This is a genomic window from Treponema lecithinolyticum ATCC 700332, assembly GCA_000468055.1.
In the GTDB taxonomy this organism is placed as follows: Bacteria; Spirochaetota; Spirochaetia; order Treponematales; family Treponemataceae; genus Treponema_C; species Treponema_C lecithinolyticum.
Genome location: KI260561.1, coordinates 40507 through 58237, shown reverse-complemented (window position 1 = coordinate 58237; position 17731 = coordinate 40507). Strand labels below are relative to the sequence as shown.

The 17731-nt window shown below is 44.4% G+C and carries 16 protein-coding genes; 13 read left to right on the top strand and 3 right to left on the bottom strand.

Annotated elements, in window-relative coordinates; translation table 11 throughout:
* Positions 1 to 91: 91 nt before the first annotated feature.
* From mmsA to HMPREF9193_RS02965, 13 genes are all read left to right on the top strand, one after another.
* Entirely contained in the window at positions 92 to 1642 is a 1551-nt protein-coding gene (gene mmsA / locus HMPREF9193_RS03025; RefSeq protein WP_051305987.1) for a multiple monosaccharide ABC transporter ATP-binding protein, read from the top strand.
* Positions 1635 to 2816: a multiple monosaccharide ABC transporter permease gene (mmsB, locus tag HMPREF9193_RS03020; RefSeq protein ID WP_021686590.1), complete on the top strand. Its 1182-nt coding sequence runs from the start codon at positions 1635 to 1637 to the stop codon at positions 2814 to 2816. The genes mmsA and mmsB overlap by 8 nt, the downstream gene beginning before the upstream one ends.
* Before the next feature lie 58 nt (positions 2817 to 2874).
* Complete coding sequence (locus tag HMPREF9193_RS03015; RefSeq protein WP_021686589.1) at positions 2875 to 3912, top strand: LacI family DNA-binding transcriptional regulator; 1038 nt, start codon at positions 2875 to 2877, stop codon at positions 3910 to 3912.
* A 109-nt stretch (positions 3913 to 4021) separates the two neighbouring features.
* The gene (locus tag HMPREF9193_RS03010; RefSeq protein ID WP_021686588.1) at positions 4022 to 6022 is read left to right on the top strand and encodes an MFS transporter; all 2001 of its coding nucleotides are present in this window, start codon (positions 4022 to 4024) and stop codon (positions 6020 to 6022) included.
* Positions 6023 to 6042: 20 nt separating this feature from the next.
* Positions 6043 to 6546 (top strand): hypothetical protein, encoded by a 504-nt coding sequence (locus tag HMPREF9193_RS03005; protein ID WP_021686587.1) that lies wholly within the window; start codon positions 6043 to 6045, stop codon positions 6544 to 6546.
* 84 nt (positions 6547 to 6630) lie between these two features.
* Complete coding sequence (locus tag HMPREF9193_RS03000) at positions 6631 to 8538, top strand: AMP-dependent synthetase/ligase (protein WP_021686586.1); 1908 nt, start codon at positions 6631 to 6633, stop codon at positions 8536 to 8538.
* A gap of 101 nt (positions 8539 to 8639) precedes the next feature.
* The gene (locus HMPREF9193_RS10695) at positions 8640 to 9188 is read left to right on the top strand and encodes a MotA/TolQ/ExbB proton channel family protein (protein ID WP_051305986.1); all 549 of its coding nucleotides are present in this window, start codon (positions 8640 to 8642) and stop codon (positions 9186 to 9188) included.
* The gene (locus tag HMPREF9193_RS02990) at positions 9188 to 9592 is read left to right on the top strand and encodes an ExbD/TolR family protein (RefSeq protein WP_021686584.1); all 405 of its coding nucleotides are present in this window, start codon (positions 9188 to 9190) and stop codon (positions 9590 to 9592) included. Before HMPREF9193_RS10695 ends, HMPREF9193_RS02990 begins: the two co-directional genes overlap by 1 nt.
* Entirely contained in the window at positions 9576 to 10241 is a 666-nt protein-coding gene (locus tag HMPREF9193_RS02985) for an energy transducer TonB (RefSeq protein ID WP_021686583.1), read from the top strand. Before HMPREF9193_RS02990 ends, HMPREF9193_RS02985 begins: the two co-directional genes overlap by 17 nt.
* Positions 10242 to 10364: 123 nt before the next feature.
* Positions 10365 to 12407 carry a TonB-dependent receptor plug domain-containing protein gene (locus HMPREF9193_RS02980; protein WP_245565489.1) on the top strand — a complete coding sequence of 681 codons (2043 nt, stop codon included), beginning with the start codon at positions 10365 to 10367 and terminating at the stop codon, positions 12405 to 12407.
* Between the two features lie 8 nt (positions 12408 to 12415).
* The gene (locus HMPREF9193_RS02975; RefSeq protein WP_021686581.1) at positions 12416 to 13417 is read left to right on the top strand and encodes a calycin-like domain-containing protein; all 1002 of its coding nucleotides are present in this window, start codon (positions 12416 to 12418) and stop codon (positions 13415 to 13417) included.
* Between the two features lie 17 nt (positions 13418 to 13434).
* A complete protein-coding gene (locus HMPREF9193_RS02970; RefSeq protein WP_021686580.1) occupies positions 13435 to 14076 on the top strand; it encodes a hypothetical protein in 642 nt (213 codons plus the stop codon).
* A 136-nt stretch (positions 14077 to 14212) separates the two neighbouring features.
* Complete coding sequence (locus HMPREF9193_RS02965) at positions 14213 to 14647, top strand: hypothetical protein (RefSeq protein ID WP_021686579.1); 435 nt, start codon at positions 14213 to 14215, stop codon at positions 14645 to 14647.
* 26 nt (positions 14648 to 14673) lie between these two features.
* Here the strand turns inward: HMPREF9193_RS02965 and HMPREF9193_RS02960 are convergent, their stop codons facing one another.
* The 3 genes from HMPREF9193_RS02960 to der are packed head-to-tail and all read right to left on the bottom strand — an operon-like array spanning position 14674 to position 17728.
* Positions 14674 to 15987, bottom strand: a complete 1314-nt coding sequence (locus HMPREF9193_RS02960; protein WP_021686578.1) for a small ribosomal subunit Rsm22 family protein — start codon at positions 15985 to 15987, stop codon at positions 14674 to 14676.
* Positions 15984 to 16361, bottom strand: coding sequence for a MerR family transcriptional regulator (locus HMPREF9193_RS02955; protein ID WP_245565488.1), 378 nt, complete (start codon positions 16359 to 16361; stop codon positions 15984 to 15986). Before HMPREF9193_RS02955 ends, HMPREF9193_RS02960 begins: the two co-directional genes overlap by 4 nt.
* Entirely contained in the window at positions 16337 to 17728 is a 1392-nt protein-coding gene (gene der, locus HMPREF9193_RS02950) for a ribosome biogenesis GTPase Der (protein ID WP_021686576.1), read from the bottom strand. The genes HMPREF9193_RS02955 and der overlap by 25 nt, the downstream gene beginning before the upstream one ends.
* Positions 17729 to 17731: the final 3 nt, after the last annotated feature.

The window sequence follows — 17731 nt, the reverse complement described above, 5'->3', positions numbered from 1 at the left end:
CATAGTTTAACACTCTAAAAGCAGACGGCGCCGCCGGTTCCGTACCGTTCGTCCGTAAAATCAAGTCCGTAAAGTCAAAAAGGGGGAACCTTTGCCGGCTCACACCTTGCTTGAAATAAAGCATATTACCAAAACATTTTCCGGTATAAAAGCGCTCGACGATGTTTCTCTACAAATAACTAAAGGCGAAATTCAGGCTTTGGTCGGAGAAAACGGCGCCGGAAAATCAACACTTATGAATATTTTAAGCGGTATTTACCCGTACGGAAGCTATACGGGCAATATCGTATACGAGGGAAAACCCTGCGCTTTCCACACAATAAAAGACAGCGAAAACAAAGGCATTGCCATTATCCACCAAGAGTTGGCACTGGTACCCTATTTAAGCATTGCCGAAAATATTTTCTTGGGCAACGAACAAGGAAGTTTTTTAAAAATCGATTGGGACAAAACTTATGCCCGTGCAGACACGCTTTTACAAAAAGTGGGACTTAACGAATCATCGCGCACTGCAGTAAAAGACATCGGCATCGGAAAACAACAGTTAGTGGAAATTGCCAAAGCCTTATCTAAAAATCTTACATTGCTTATTCTTGATGAGCCGACAGCCTCGCTTAACGAATCGGACTCGCGCAAATTATTGCAGTTGCTGCTCGAATTTAAAAAACAGGGAATTACTTCAATTATTATTTCGCATAAATTAAATGAAGTTTCATTTGTCGCCGATAAAATAACGGTTTTAAGAGACGGCTGTGTTATAAACACATTCGACAAAAAAAACGACGACTGCGCCGAAGAAGTTTTAATTGCTGCTATGGTCGGAAGAAAACTGTCGGAACGCTTTCCTTCGCGACACACGCCGGTCGGAGATGTGTACTTTGAAGTAAAAAACTGGACGGTAGAACATCCGCTGTATGCAGGACGAAAAATATGCAAAAACATACATATCAATTTACGCAAAGGTGAAGTTGTCGGTATAAGCGGTCTTATGGGCTCCGGGCGCACCGAATTTGCCATGAGTTTGTTCGGAAAATCCTACGGTTCCGATATCAGCGGACAAGTGTTTTTGGACGGCAAAGAAATTCATTTAAAAACGGTAAAAGACGCAATAAAATACGGTATCGCTTATGTAACGGAAGACCGCAAAGGTAACGGTCTTATTTTAGGCAGCACTATCAGAGAAAACACAACGCTGGCTAAAATATCGAAGATAAGCTCAAAAGGCATAATAAACACCGATGAAGAACAAATAGCTGCAAAAGAATACGTTCAAAAACTGCGCACAAAATGCACGGGCATCGAACAAAATGCAAGCAGTTTATCGGGTGGCAATCAGCAAAAAGTGCTTTTAAGCAAATGGATGTTTGCACAGCCGGAAATTTTGATATTGGATGAACCCACACGAGGCATTGATGTCGGCGCAAAGTATGAAATCTACTGCATTATAAATCAGCTTGTTGCCGAAGGAAAATCCATTTTGATGATTTCTTCGGAAATGCCGGAAGTTTTAGGCATGTGTGACCGAATATATGTAATGAACGAAGGAAAAATCGTCGCAGAAATTCCAAAAGAAAAGGCTTCGCAAGAAGCTATAATGGCTTGTATAGTTCAAACGGAAAAGGAGAACGAAAACTATGTGTAATACATATCCGATAAAAAATATTCTTAAACAAAACACAATGGTTATAGCCCTTGTAGCGCTTATGCTGTTATTCCACGCACTTATCAGCGCAGCCGGCAGCGGCTCTTTGTTTGCCCCTACCAATATTTCAAATATTATCAGTCAAAACTCGTATGTCGTTATTTTAGCTGCCGGTATGCTTTTGTGTATCTTAAGCGGCGGAAATATCGATCTATCGATCGGTTCTATCGTCGCTTTAGTAGGAGCTTTGGCAGCATATTTAATTATTATTCTTAAATGGAATATATATGCGGTAATGATTTTATGTTTGCTTACCGGAATTGCCATCGGAGCATGGCACGGTTTTTGGATCGCGTATGTGCGCATTCCCTCTTTTATCGTAACCCTTGCAGGCATGCTGCTGTGGCGCGGCGTTGCGCTGATAATACTCGACGGGTTAACCATATCGCCGTTCCCCGAAGAATACTTACGCTATTTTACCGGTTTTATTCCAGCTGTAAAAGATAAAAACCTTGTTTTTACTATAACAGTAGGAACGGCGGTTTTATGCTGCGCTGCTTTTATTTTAAAAGAAGTGGTTCAGCGCATACACAAAAAAAGAAAACAGTACAGTACGGAAAACATCGCTTTGTTTTTGCTTCGTATCGGCGTCATTTGCTTTGCCGTATTGTTTTTAGCCGTACTGCTCGGCAAACACAAAGGCATTCCCGTTATTTTAATACTGTTGGCTGTAGTGGTAGCCGCATACACTTACATTACCCGATACACCGTTCCGGGCAGGTACTTGTATGCAATGGGTGGAAATGAACGGGCGGCAAAACTGTCTGGTGTAAACACCAATAAAGTTTTATTTTCCGTATACGTTAACATGGGTTTTCTTTCCGCTCTCGCCGCTTTAGTGTGCGTCGGACGTTTTAATTCGGCGGCTCCCACAGCCGGCATGAATTATGAACTGGATGCCATCGGTTCGTGTTTTATCGGCGGCGCTTCCGCATACGGCGGCACGGGAACGGTCGGAGGTGCAGTTGTCGGCGCAATCTTTATGGGCGTACTAAACAACGGCATGTCCATTTTAGGCATAGATTCAAACTGGCAAAAAGCGGTAAAAGGTCTTGTTTTATTGTCAGCGGTTGCTTTTGACGTATTATCCAAACGCAGAGAAAAACAAGGCTAATCCCGTTAACCGGATCCGCTAAATTGCACCGTCCGCTTTACTGCGCATAGGAGAAAAAGTGTCCGTTACCATAAAAGATATCGCCCGCGAGTGCGGCGTGTCGCGCGGCACGGTAGACCGCGTGCTGCACAACCGCGCAGGTGTTAATGCAAAAGTTGCCGAAAAAGTACACCGCACCGCCGACAAAATGGGCTTTGTTCCTAATAAAGCAGGTAAAATTTTAGCCGCACGGAAACAACCCATTGTGTTCGGCTGTCTTTTACCCGACATCGGCAACGCTTTTTTTGACGGCATTATCGCAGGGTTTCGACAAGCCGAAAGCGAACTGGCAGATTTCGGCGTTTCCGTTTATATTGAACATGTAAAAGGCTTTGATATTGCAACCCATATTACAGCGATAAAAAAACTGCAAAAACGAAAATTTTCAGGATTATGCGTTGCCACTATGGACGTTCCTGAAGTACAACTTGCCGTACAGCAAGTTATCGGAGAAGGTACTCCGGTTATAAGCGTTAATACCGATATTCCGGACACTGCCCGCTTGTGTTATGTAGGTCCCGATTACGAAAATGCAGGAAAAACGGCAGCAGGTTTACTTTCGCTGATTACGCATAAAGAATTACGCATTCTTATTGCAACCGGTTCGTTCCATATACGGGGACATAACGAGCGCATTAAAGGTTTTATCGGTTCTTTAGAACGCAAAGCGCTGCCGTACAAAATACTGGACACATTTGAATCGCTCGACGACGATCCATACGCATATAAAAAAACACTTGAAGCTTTAAAAAAACATCCGGACACAAATTGCGTATTTATTGCAGCTGCAGGCGTTGCAGGAATTTGCAAAGCGGTAAAAGAACACATTGCACACACAGGGACAACCCCAAAGCCGTATGTGCTGGCATTCGATGACATTCCGGCTACTGAAAATTTACTAAAAGAAGGATTTATCGATTTTACCATTTGCCAAGAACCGCAAAGGCAAGGCTACACGGCACTTTCAAAATTATTTTCTTATTTGATGAACGGTAAAAAACACAAACCGGACAATTACATTACATCCACCATCATAAAAATTATCGAAAATATATAACGCGTGCAGGTAGGCGCAACGCACTTACCGCTGCAAAAACGGCACGGTTTACAGCTCATACGGCACATTTTACTTGCGCCCGTGTAAAAATCCGTTTATAATAAAAATTATGGATACAACAAAACGAACAATTACTTGGAAAACCTATGCGGCATACGGGGCTGCCGATTTATACGGCGGAGGCTGCTTTTTTATCGTAACGACATTTGCAATGTACTATTTGGTAAACGTCGTCGGTCTCCATCCGCTATTGGCAGGTTTAATTCCTGCAATCGGAAAATTTTGGGATGCCGTATCGGACCCGCTTATGGGCTATATTGCCGACCACACACCGCAAAACAGGTTCGGCAAAAGGCGCGTATGGTTTTTAGCGTCAATCGTTCCTATCGCTCTTTCTTTTATGCTTATATGGTTTCCGGCGCAATGGGAAAGCCAAGCCGGCAAATTCATCTTTTATACACTCGCCTACATCATCTTTTTTACGGTAGCAACCGTTTCATACATTCCCTACGCCGCTTTAAGTGCGGAAATTACACAATCGTTTTCGCAGCGAAATAAATTAAACAGTTCGCGCTTAATGTTTTCGTTTATTGCAACCCTGCTCGGCGGGCTTTTGGCACAGCCGATTATAAACGCTTTTAACGGAACAAAAATGGGCTATTTTGTTATGAGCTGCATATTTGCGCTTATTTTTTCTTTGCCGTGGATACCGCTGTATTTCGGAACATGGGAGCCGGCACAAACGCACAATGAAAACGTCGCAGAAAAAGATTCGTTTATAAAGAACTTTTTATCGCTATTCAAAAGTAAATCGTGCCGCATTCACATAGCGATGTACGTATGCTCATACGGCGCACTCGATATTTTTATGTCGCTGGTTTTATTTTACATGGTCGATTATCTAAACAGCGGCAGCGTTTTTGTTATCGCACAAGGTTCTTTACTTATTACCATGATGTTGACTTTGCCCATCCACAGTTATTTTATAAATAAAAAAGGTCACCGCCCGGTATACATAACAGGTTTGTCCATATTCGCCGTTTCGCTTATTTTAATGAGTTTTCATACTCCCGGCTCGTCTCCGGTACTGTTGATTTTAAACATGGTGCTTATGGGAGTGGGCATTTCGGCAAACAACTTAATACCCCACCAGCTTTTACCCTTTTTAAGCGACATCGACAAATTGATGAGCGGCAAAAGCCGTGCGGGTACATATTCGGCTGCAATGACGCTCACACGCAAAATATTTTTGGGTTTGATTATTATGACCGGCTTGGGAGCCATCTTAAACGGCATAGGATATAAAAATCCTGTTCCGTCGGTGCTGACACAAGAACAGTTTAATCAAGCGCAGGTGTTATGCGAAAAACACGGCGTTCCGTTTTTGCAGATACAAAAATATTATACCGAATGTTCGGATATGAATTACCACCTTAAATACGTAAACCGCAGCATAGACGGCATACTAAAAGAGCTTTACAAACGCGAAAAAAAAGCGTCACTTGAGACAGCCGCAGCGGGTAAACAACTCGGCACACAAACAAACTCCGGCAGCACACCGAGTTCCGCGGGCATCGAAATGCAGGACATCTCTGCGACGGCAGGGCAAAAAACGCAAGCGGATTTTCCCTCAGATTTTTCCACAGAAAAAACTGCGATTCCTGCAACGGTTTTTGAAAAGCTTATAGCTTCATTACATACAAAAGATTTTCATGACGCCGATTATGAGCTTTTTTTAACTTCGCTTTACCGCAAAACGGGCGACACCTACGTATACGAGCCGAATACCGATTTTTATACAAAAAGCGATTTGTACGATTTAAAGCTACTTTTGGAAAAAATAAAGTATCCGTATTCGGGTATCGGCGAAGTACAAAAACCGCTGCAAAAAGAGCGGACACTGTTCGGCGTAAAACTTGCCTTTATTTTTTTACCGCTGATTATGCTGATAACCGGCATTATTACAGCACTTAACTTTAAAGTAACGCCGGAAAACCATAACATAGTATTAAAAGAACTGGAAAGGCTAAAAGCCGGCGGCAAAAAAGAAGACGCCGACCCGGAAACAAAAGCGGTGTGCGAAATGCTCATAGGTTCAAAATACGCGTAAACGCACAGGAATACAAAGCTATGCTTTCTTTTACCGTTGAAATTCTTTCGTATACGCTGGGGGGCGCCGTTTTAATCGGTAAACCGCTGCGCGAGCGCGTATTGTTAAAAAAAGCGGGAGAGTGCAAAGCCGTTTTAACGCGCAAAAAAGACGTACTGTACCCGGTGGTATTATGTGCAGCAATAGCTTTGCTCGTCTTTATACGGATACGCTCTTTTTCTTTATTTATAGACATCGTTTTGCGCGCAGCGGCTGTTTTAGCGTTAGAAGCTGCCGTTCGCGACGATATATGCCGCAAAAATGCCGGCATATACAAAAACCTTTTAATTGCCGACGGTAAAATACTTCCCGTTTCCGATATTGTCCGCATACAAGCACCCACAAACACCGAACAAAACACAGTCCTTGTGCTCGACGTTGCCTCGGCGCGCGACAGCGAAATTACGCTGTATTTTAACAGCGCCCAAGAGCGCATAAACGCCGAAAAAGCTTTACACAGTTTGAGCGCTTTGCAGCCGACTTGATTTTTTCTTTAAAATGGGATATTATAACACCACACAAGTCAAAATGACAAAGTTTGATATTTTGTTTTATTAAGGGAGGTCGGAATGATACAAACCGTTCCGAAAATGCTGAAAAGCTCCGCGTCTAAGTGGCCGGCTATTCCCGCTCAGTATTTTAAAGACGACACAGCCGATTTCCGTTCGTTTTCTTATACGGAATTATTCGAAAAAAGCCTCGATTTTGCCGCAGGTTTGCTTGATTTAGGGGTAAAACGGGAAGAAAACGTCGGTTTAATTTCCGACAACCGCTTTGAATGGTTGCAAGCGAGTATGGGTATTATGGCGCTGGGTGCTGCAGATGTTCCGCGCGGCTGCGACGCAAGCGAGCGCGACTTGGCATATATTTTATCATTTGCCGACTGTAAAACGGTTGTAGTCGAAAACTCAACGCAAGTATTAAAAATTACCGGCATAAAAAAATCGCTTCCTCATTTAAAGCATTTTATCTGCTTTGAAGATGTAGACGAAAATATTAAAAAGCAATGCAAAAGCGAAAAAATTCAAGTTTTCGGCTTTAACGATACCCTTGCAGCCGGTCAAACATACCGAAAAAAACATCCGGGAAAAATTGAAGCCGAACTGGACAAAGGTAAAGCGGAAGACATCGCTTGTATTATTTTTACATCGGGCACTACTGGAGAACCCAAAGGTGTTATGTTAACCCACGGCAATTTTCTTGCCCAGTTGGATGAGCTTCCCGAGCGTATCAATTTGTCGCCCGGAGAGCGCGCGTTAAGCGTTTTACCGGTATGGCATGCGTTTGAACGTTCATGCGAGTACGTTATAATGGTACAAGGCGCTGCAGTTTGCTATTCCAAACCGATCGGCAGCATAATGCTCCCCGACTTTCAAAAATTAAATCCGCAAATCATACCTGCCGTACCTCGTGTTTTTGAAGCGGTGTACGACGGCGTTAACCGCGCTATGCGTAAATCGGGCGGTATTGTGTATGCCCTGTTCCGCTTTTTTACGGCAATTGCCGTACTGCATTCACGCATAGACAGGCTGTTGTTTAATAAAACGGCGCGCTTTAAAAAATCGAATACGATCGTCAAATGGATTTTTTTGGTTATTCCTTGGCTTTTGCTCTATCCTTTAAAACTGCTGGGCGGCGTTCTTATTTTTAAAAAAATACGCGCAAAACTGGGGAACGCATTCCGCGGCGGTGTATCGGGAGGCGGCGCGCTTCCTCCCGTTGTGGACGACTTTTTTTGGGCAGTCGGCATAAAACTGGTAGAAGGCTACGGCTTAACCGAAACCGCGCCGGTTGTATCGGTGCGCCCGTTTTATCGCCCCGTGTTCGGTACGGTAGGCTCGCCCATCCGCGGCGTTGAAGTAAAAATCGTCGGCGAAAACGGCGAAACGCTTCCATGCGGACACAAAGGGGTTGTGCACGTGCGAGGCGGTATTGTTATGAAAGGCTATTACAAAAAACCCGAATTAACCGCTAAAGTTATAAACAATGACGGCTGGTTTAACACGGGCGACTTGGGAATGCTTACTGCCGACAACGAATTGATTTTGCGCGGAAGAATTAAAGATACGATAGTATTGCGCGGCGGTGAAAACGTGGAGCCGCTTCCCATCGAAATGAAAATAAACGAATCGCACTATGTATTTCAATCGGTTGTAGTCGGACAGGATCAAAAATATCTTGCCGCTTTAATCGTTCCGGTTGAAGAAGAAGTAAAAGCGTTTGCCGCAGAAAAAGGAATCGACTGTTCCGACTATGCCAAATTGCTGCACAACAGCGAAGTGCAAAAATTGTTTGAAAGCGAAATGGCGTTATTAATTAACTCGAAAAACGGCTTTAGGCTGTTTGAAAGAATAAACCGCTTTGTGCTTTTGCCCAAAGTGTTTGAACCGGGTGTGGAATTATCGGCAAAACAAGAAATTATGCGCTATAAAATTCCCGAACTGTACGCAAAAGAAATGCGCTCTTTGTTCCGTTAAGCGCGCTTCCAAGCCTGCTTCCATTTCCCGCTAAAAAAACCATTGCCGAATGTACGTTCAGCGATGGTTTTTTATTTTTTTTTATGTTAAAATGCGCAATTATGAAGTTAGTTGAGTTTATCAATTTAGGCGGTCCTATCAATTGGCTGCTTTGTGCAATACTGTGTTTTTGTTTTTGCCAATGCCTTGAACGCAGTATGTATTTTTTTCAAACACGCAAGGGTTCAAAAAAAGATGTACTTAAGCGGCTGCAAACAAAGGCGGCAAACTTCGAGCATCTGCCGGAAGCGCAGCGGCGCAAAGAGTTTATTAAAGAAAGCACACTTTTATACTATGAAATGAACCGCGGTTTATGGCTGCTCAATTTTATCAGTGCAGTTGCCCCTTCAATAGGCTTACTCGGTACCGTTACCGGTCTTATCGGTTCATTTTCAACGATGGCGCAAGTAGGCGCTGCGGTAAACATCCAGGATTTGTCCGGCGGTATTTGGGAAGCTATGCTTACGACTGCGTTCGGTATGATAATTTCAATTCCTGCGCTGCTGTGCTACCGCACGTTTAAGCGCATTATCGAAAAACGGTTAATGCTTATGCAGCTGTATGGCGAAGACTACGAAAACGGCGTACAAAACGAAAAAGGAAGCACATAATGCATGCTCCCGATTTTTTTTCACGGCGCGACGAAGAACTTGTAGTAAACATTACCTCTCTTATCGATGTTATTTTTATTTTGTTGATTTTTTTTATGGTGTCGACTCAATTCAAAAGGAGTTCTTTGCCCCTCGATTTACCGAAAAGCGAAGATACCACACAAGAGCACAATACCACAAAAGTACTTGCCGTAAATGCCGATAAAATGGAATTGGACGGCAGTACGGTTACGCTTGAAACCCTGCAGGATACGCTTACAAAAATGTATGAGCAAGAGCCGGAGCTCGCGCTTTCGCTTGAATGTGAGCGGACGGTCGAATTTGAACACATCGTGCAAGTGCTGACAAAAATACAAGCGTCCGGAATTACCCGCATAGGGATCGTTCATGAGCCGCTGGATTAGCTCTGCCGCATGCACGCTTGCACTCGTTGCCGTGCTGTTTTTTTTACCCGTGTGGGGCGTTAGAAGCTCTTCGTCAACGGCAGCATCGATTGTCTCCGATACGGCAGTATCGAATGTACGCATTGTAAAACGAAGTCCTAAGCCGGTGCCAGTGCAGCCTGCCGTGCAAAACAAAAATGCCCCAAGTATTCCGATAAAACCAGCGCAAACGCTTCCCGCACCTGAACAGCTCCCCCCCGAAGCGCAAACCGAACCGGAAGAAACAGAAGCGTCCGAGGAAGTTTTTGCAGACAGTGCGGCTCAAAGCAGTTCAAGCGACAGTCAAAACGCGGGCGAAGATTCGCTTTCGCATACGAACGATGCCAAAGCAAACGCAACGTATAAATCTTATGTGCTCGGGCGCATAGCTTCAAAAAAAACATATCCTTATGCCGCACGCTCAAACGGCTTTGAAGGAAAAGTCCGCGTGCGTATCGTAATTAATCCGGACGGAACGCTTGCACAAGCCGTTATATTGGAGCCGAGCGAATATGAAATTTTAAACAACGCATGCCTTGCTGCGGTAAAAAAAGCCTCTCCGTTTAAAAAAATGAGCAACGGCATGAAAGCGATGACGCTTTCGTTTGTTATGGATTTTTCGCTTAAATAGCCGGCAAAAGCCAAACGAAAAACGATAGAAAAACCAAAAAAGAAAGCAAAAAGCTCTTGCACAAACTAAAAAAATTCCTTAAAATCAAAGTTAGCTCTTGCTAACTAAGGAATGGGTAATTTTTTGAAACGGCATATTTTTTTCTATATAATACTGTGGTTTACGGCAACGCTTTTATTTTCTCAAGAAGCGGAAGACGATGTTATCAGCGTTAATGCGGAAAAAATCGAACAAACCATTGATGATGCCGTTGAGCAAAAGCGGACGATTACAAATGAAGACATACGAAAATCCGGGGCAAAAACTGTCGGCGATGCTTTAAAAACCCTGCCCGATATAGCCGTAAGCACGGCAACTGCCGGCAATGCCAACGAGTCGATAAGCATGCAGGGAATGGGCAACGGGTATGTAAAAATCATTATAGATGGGGTAAGTGTTTCAACGGACATATCCGGCGCAACGCCGATTTTTCAAATACCGGTTGAAAACATTGAACGTATTGAAGTTATAAAAGGTGCAGACTCCGTTTTGTACGGAAGCGATGCAATGGGCGGCATTATCAATATCGTAACAAAACACAGCGTTTCCGACGACGAACAAAAAACCGGGCAAAACGGCAAAAAAGCAAAAATTAAAATTGCCGGAAGCATTACCGAAGAGATCGGTTTTATGCCGCCGATACTCGGCTGGAAAAATTATACGGCGGGCAACTTTTCCGTTGCGGGAAAACATCTTTCAAACACCTTAATCGGCAGTTTGGACTATAACCCCGGCAAACAAAAAGTTACCCGCGACGCGCTTGCCGGAAAACTTGTTTATTACGAAAGCGAAAAAAAAATATTAGGGTTTATCCGCGATACGCTTACATGGAAAGATACGTGGGGGTCTGCCGGACTGTACGGCGTGTACACCGGTTCGCACCAAGTAAACAATTACACAAAAACGGGCTACGACAAAGGCGCCAACATGACCTATACCTCTCAGCGCGCGGAGCTGGGACTTACAGGAAAATACCTGTTTAACGACAAGTTTTACATCGACGGCTTTGCTGCCGGTAAATTATATCTTTTGGATACCGCTTATAACGTAAATGCCGGGGCATATTCGTCTTCAAAGGGAACTCTATCCAATTCCGTTGATACGGAAATCGACATGCGCGCTCACTGGACACCCAACAAAATCAACGATTTTATTCTCGGCATACACGCAGATTTGGAATCGATAAAAGGTACATCGTTCGAAAAAAGAAAATATGCAGTAGAAACGGCGCTGTTTGCACAAGACAGCCTTTCATTTTTCGATACAAAGCTAACACTTGTTCCCGGTGTACGTTTCGACTTTGCACCGTCCGTGCAGCAAAGCAAAGCTTTTTTTATGGCAACGCCGAAACTGAGCATAAAATATAACCCCACGGAAAAAACGGCGCTGCGCTTAAGTTACGCAATGGGCTATAAAATTCCTTCGTTAAAAGAAAAGTATTGGATTTTTAAACACAACTATGCCCCCGGTGCCGGAAATTTTATTTTGTACGGAAACCCGAACCTTGTTCCCGAAAAATCGCACAGCTTTAATATCGGAATCGAACAAAATGTGCAAAATCTGTTTACCGTTTCCACCGGAGCTTACTTCAATTACATACTCGATTTAATCGACAATGTCGTTACCGACCCCGTCTCTTCGCCGCAAATACGCGAATACCGAAATATAGATAAAGCAATAACATACGGCGGCGATTTTTCAGCCGGCACAGAATTGGACCGGTTTAAAGCAAAAGCAGGATATGCCTACACAGGGGCAAAATCATTTGAGCCGCTTACATCAACATGGGAAAACCTTGCCCTGCGCGTTACCCACCGAGTAACCGCACACGCTTCATACCGCATTCCCGTTATAGAAACGGAAGCTTCCGTAAATATTCAATGGAATTCGCCGCAGCTTTTAACTGCAAAAAGTGCATATTATACGCCCGACTTTTTTATAGCAGGCGTTGATGTTTCAAAAAAATTTTTGGATGAAAAACTGGAAGTATATATAGCCGTGGATAATATGCTTAACAATTTGCACTTTATAAAAGGAACAAACGGCGAAACGCAAAAATATTATTACGGACTGAACGACGGCACTACGCTGCGCTTAGGCGCAAAATATAATTTTAATACCTTATAGGAGGTTTTATGAAAAACTATAGTATTTTTCGGGGGGGCATGGCAGTTTTGGCTGCGTTGGCTTTGGTTTTGTTTTCTTGTCAACAAAACGCCGATGAACTTACACCTGAACTTACACCTGTCGATATTTCCGAAATTTATGGGTATACGTTTTACGGAACCATCACTGCTCAAAGCGGCAACACGTTAACACCCTCGCTTATTTTATACAACGAGGAGCGGGCGGATTGGAATATGAGCGTAAACGGAATGAATGTCAATCAATTCTATTATTATGCCGTTAAAAATTCCGTAAACAATTACACGCTCTATTGGTTCGGCGGTGCCGATCAGGGTGCGGCAATGACTCACGATAAGTCAAAGGCTGCAATGACCGTTCAGCTCGGTATAAACTCTTTGAACGAAGTGGTTATTTTGCTTACCGGCGACGGCCTTACCGGGCTCGGTAAAATGCAAAACACACGAGTTCCCATGACAAAGCAAACGGCAATTCCGCGCAATACCGATGCACCCGCAATAGCGTTTGATCCGAGCATTCAAGATGTAAAAATTGAAATTCCCGGCAGTGCAGCTGCGGCCGATTGGGATCAGGCAACTTCGTATACCGGAAAGTTTGATTACTTAGTCGGTCCGGACGGAAATATGGCAAGAGGACACGGAACGAGCGGCAAAGATTCCGGCGGTAACGAAATTATTCCGCAAATCGGTATTACCCCGGATGCTGCCGGTACGCATACGGCAAAGGTTAAAACGAACCGTTTTGCTTATACGCAAATGATGACCATTGAAGCTTTTGAAGTTCCTAATGTTAAAGTGTTCAAAGACGGAGCGGTATACTATCTTCGCTCCGATGCAGCTTCCGTGCCGGCGGTTAAAGGGGACGGTTCAAGCATTACATTAAATGATGTGACGGTTCACGGAGAATTGAAAGATGGCAAATTGACGCTGCGCGTAGCGTTTAAACCGGGGCTTATGCCGTTTCCTATTACTGAAATATTTAAAAGCAATTAATTTTTATAGGAGGTTTTATGAAAAAGATTTTCTTTACAGCAGCCGTTTTAGCTGCCGTTTGTATCGGATTTACAGGATGCGCAAATGCGGCAGGGGGGGGGGCAGATAATCCTCCTCCTGCTGTTAATCATCCTTTAGCTGCCGGAACATACAATGTTAATGCTACATTGAGCGTTTATGCACCCGCAATGAAACTTGATTTAGCTAAGGGACAACCGGATAAGGGTGAAAAGTACAAACCGCTGGTTGAAGGGGCTTCCGTTACCGTTGACAAAGATGGAAAAATGATGCTCACCGTGAATTTTAGGAAGTCATATGTAAAAGTCTTTACCATAGAAGCGAACACATTTATTGATTCGCGCAAATCTCACCCCGGCTACTATGATATGGGCGGAAAGAAACAGGATGCACCGTTTACTTTAAGTACCGATGACACTGCAGATGACCCTGCCGGACAAAAAGTTCACTATGTTACTTCGATGACCTTTCCGGTAAGTAAAGACAAATCGGTATACTTTTTGTGGCTTTACCTCAATTCAAGCGTTATGGGCGCACAAAGCGGCGACGGCAAAGGGGATGCAGGACCTAATGCACCGAATCAGCACTCAAAATACGAGGGAAAATTTACCGTAGACTGGTCTACGCTTACAAAAAAATAACATACACGCAATGCGCTCGTTTGCCGCCGCTAAAAAGGGCGGCAAGCGGACACTGCGCATTGCATGTACGTCCGGGAATATGGCGCTGCAAAACATCAAGGTATTTACCGGTAATTGATATTTTAAGGTGATTTTAATGAAAAAATTGCTGTTTCATTTTATGTGTGCGGTATGTATCGCAGCGGTAATGATAGTTGCAGGATGCGCCGCCGGCGACGATGTCGGCGATGTTCCCGTACCGCAACTGTTCGGTTCGTATTGGGGAACTGTAAACGTATTAGGCTCACACAATATGTGTCTTGTAATACGGCAGAATTCCGTCTCGATACACAGCGATATAATGGGGCGAACGTATCCCAATATAAAGTATACAAATAACGGAGACGGCACATGGCTTGTTTCCTGCTACAATGCGGCAGATAATAAACGCTTGGCAATTCCGCGTTTGACCGCCGAGGTAAATCTTACGGCAAATCCCGTTTTTTGCAAGCCGAAAATAACAGCCATGTCTTTTGCTAGTTTTTCCGATTGCCCGAAAGGCATCGATTATGACGGCAGATTTGCAAACTAATTAAACAAAAAATTGATTTTCTTAATTTATACAAGGTAAATCTTTGCGCCGCTTTTGCGATCTTTTGCCATGTTTTTTACATCCTGCACACATACTTTTACCGGCACGCTGTCTCCCGATTTTAGCGAGCGGATATTTTTGTTTGAAGTTTCACTCAAATCTTTTTGTGCCAGCAAGGTAAGCCCCCACGGCGCGCAAGCATAACAGCCGGCTTTTTTTTCCGGAAGCGCTATAGTATCGGAACACACACGCATAAGAGCCGGCGCAGCTGATGCCGTGTGCGCCGCACGTCTGCGTACGCCGTCTGTTTCGGCACGCTGCACCACCGAATCAGCTGCGGTACACGGTGCCGGCGTTACACTTGAAGCAAACACAAAGCTTAGCGAAGCACGGTCTTTGGGCAAGAGCGCTTTGTCGGACAAGCGCTGCAGCGCTTGCGGTGCCGTTTTCGTATTTAGCACAAAGTGGCACCATTTGCTGCACGACGGTTTGTTCATCGGGCATTCGTTTTCGTGTGTGCACGGAGATACGATATGCATTTTTTTTCGTATCAGTTCATCGCGCAGCAAACCGACAAAGCGGGCTGAACGCGGAATACCCGGCTCGGCGACAAATACGGCGCAGCATCTTTTACCCTGCGCAGTACGATTATCTTTACCGTTAGCGTATGTACCGCTGTCCGTATCGGACAATCCGGCGTAAGAAAGCAAAAGACGCACATCTTTTTGCGCTTCCGCTTTTAACGGCATTTTTGAACTCCAATACGCTTCATTAAATACGTTTGCGCAAGTTATTAAATCTGCTTTGCTTTTTATAGCGGTTCCCGCTTGTCCTTTTACGCGCACAATACGCCACGGGCACGGAGCACTTGTACCGGCGTTTAAGCGCTCGCAGCATGCATAAAACAAACGCTCTCCCAAAGCGAGTGCGCTTGAACCGCTATCCATGCAGTACCATATCAGTTTTTTGCCGCGCAGCTCTTTTCGGGCAAGGAACAGCGCTAAGGGAACGGTAAGCGGCCCCGAACCTATGTCGAGGCAAACGGAACCGTCATACAAAAAACCAAAAGCTGTTTGCTCCGTTGCAGTAAACAACGAAACCAAACGGTACAAATTCCACCACATAAAATAGCGGATGTATGCGGACAAAAGCGGGGCGCTGTTCATATAAGAGCCCTTGCGGCGGGAACGCTCGTCGGTAAGTAAATGCGACAACTCCCGTATGCTGCGCGGCAAAAGTTCAAGCTGCTTTGCCGAAAGCGGCTGTATTGTTTGCACTATGCTGCCGAATTCTTCTAAAATGCGCCGTGCGTCTTGGGGAAGCGGAGCAAATACGTTCATTCGTTTGCTTCTCTGTGCGCTTTGTGTACCGTGCGGTATAAATCCAACAGTTCCGAACGGATTTGGTTGAGCTGCGGAATAAAATCCTGCTCTCCGTTTGTTTGGGAGCCTGCCTCTCCTGCAGCGGCTTGCTCTTCGATCAAGCGCTTTCGCGCTCCTTCGATTGTGTATTTTTTTTCTTGAATAAGATATTTTAAGCGCAGTACGGTTTGTACATCGCGTTTGGAATACAAACGTCTTCCGCCCATATCTTTATGGGGCGCAAGCGAGGGTATGATTTCTTCCCAATAGCGCAATACATGGGCTTTTACCGAGGTAATCTGTTCGACTTCTCCGATAGAAAAACCTGTCATCCCCTGTCTCTTTGCTCCCATTTGCGCCGGCTCGCTTTTAATTCCATCGTTACCGGAATGTGTGAAAACCCCAAATCGCTTCGTATTTTATTTTTTAAATAAGCTTCGTACGCGCTCGGCACCGACTCGGGCTTGGTTACAAACAGCAAAAACGAAACGGGGTTGGTACTCGTTTGAACGGCATAGCGTATACTGAAGTGTGAACTTTTTGATGCCGGCGGCGGATAGGATGCAACCCACTGAGAAAGGGCAGTATTTAAAGGTCCGGTATCTATTTTGCGGTTCAGCTGTTTGTACAGCTGCAGCACGGTGTTCAACAAATCTTTTATGCCCGTTCCTTCTTTTGCCGAAATTTCTACAATCGGTGCATACGCCATGTGAGCAAACATAATCCGTATATTGTTTTCGGCTTCCCTCACCGTTTTTTTATCCTGTACTTGCATATCCCATTTATTTAAGACAAAGACAATGGCACGTCCGCGTTCATGAGCAAGGGCAATCACTTTTTTATCCTGTTCGGTTAAACCTTCCGCAGCGTCCATAAGGTACAACATTACATCGGCTTTGTCGAGCGTTTTAATGGCGCGGTTTACCGAATAGTATTCAACATTTTCTTTTACCTTTGCTTTACGCCGGATTCCTGCGGTATCCAATACCACAAAGTTTTTGCCTTTAAAGGAGAATTTACCTTCAACTACGTCGCGTGTGGTTCCCGCATAATCGCTGACAATGGAAGCATCGCTTCCGGTAAGGCGGTTGCATAAAGTCGATTTTCCGGTATTCGGCTTACCCATAACCGCAATTTTTATGTATTGTTTTTCTTCTTCTTTTTCGATTTTTGAAAAATCCAAATGCGACACAAGCAAGTCGAGCAATTCGGGAATGCGGTCGCCGTGTTCGGCGGAAATGCAAAGCATGTGCTTAAAACCGAAGCGCTGCAAATTCCACGCTTCTTGTTCAAAGCGTCCGCCTTCGGTTTTATTTACTGCCGCTATAACACGATCCCAATACGGTCGGATTAAAGCGATAAACTCTTCGTCTTCAGGTGTAATAAGAGAAGCATCCAAAAGCAGCAGTATTAAGTCGGCTTTTTTTAACGCATCAAGCGTTTTTTGCACAACCAAATCGTCCAAAAACGCTTCGCTCGTATTAACCGTTCTGGTTAACTTAAAGCCGCCGGTGTCCATAATGCGCACCGGTTTTTCTTGAATGTATGCGGTTTCTTCTACCGGATCGCGGGTAACGCCGGGGGTAGGATCGGTTATAACCCGCCGTTTGTGCAACAAGCGGTTAAACAGTGTCGACTTTCCCACATTCGGTCTTCCTGCAATAACTATCAGCGGTACGTTGCGATATGTGAATTCTGCCGTATTTGTTGTTGTTTCCATAAC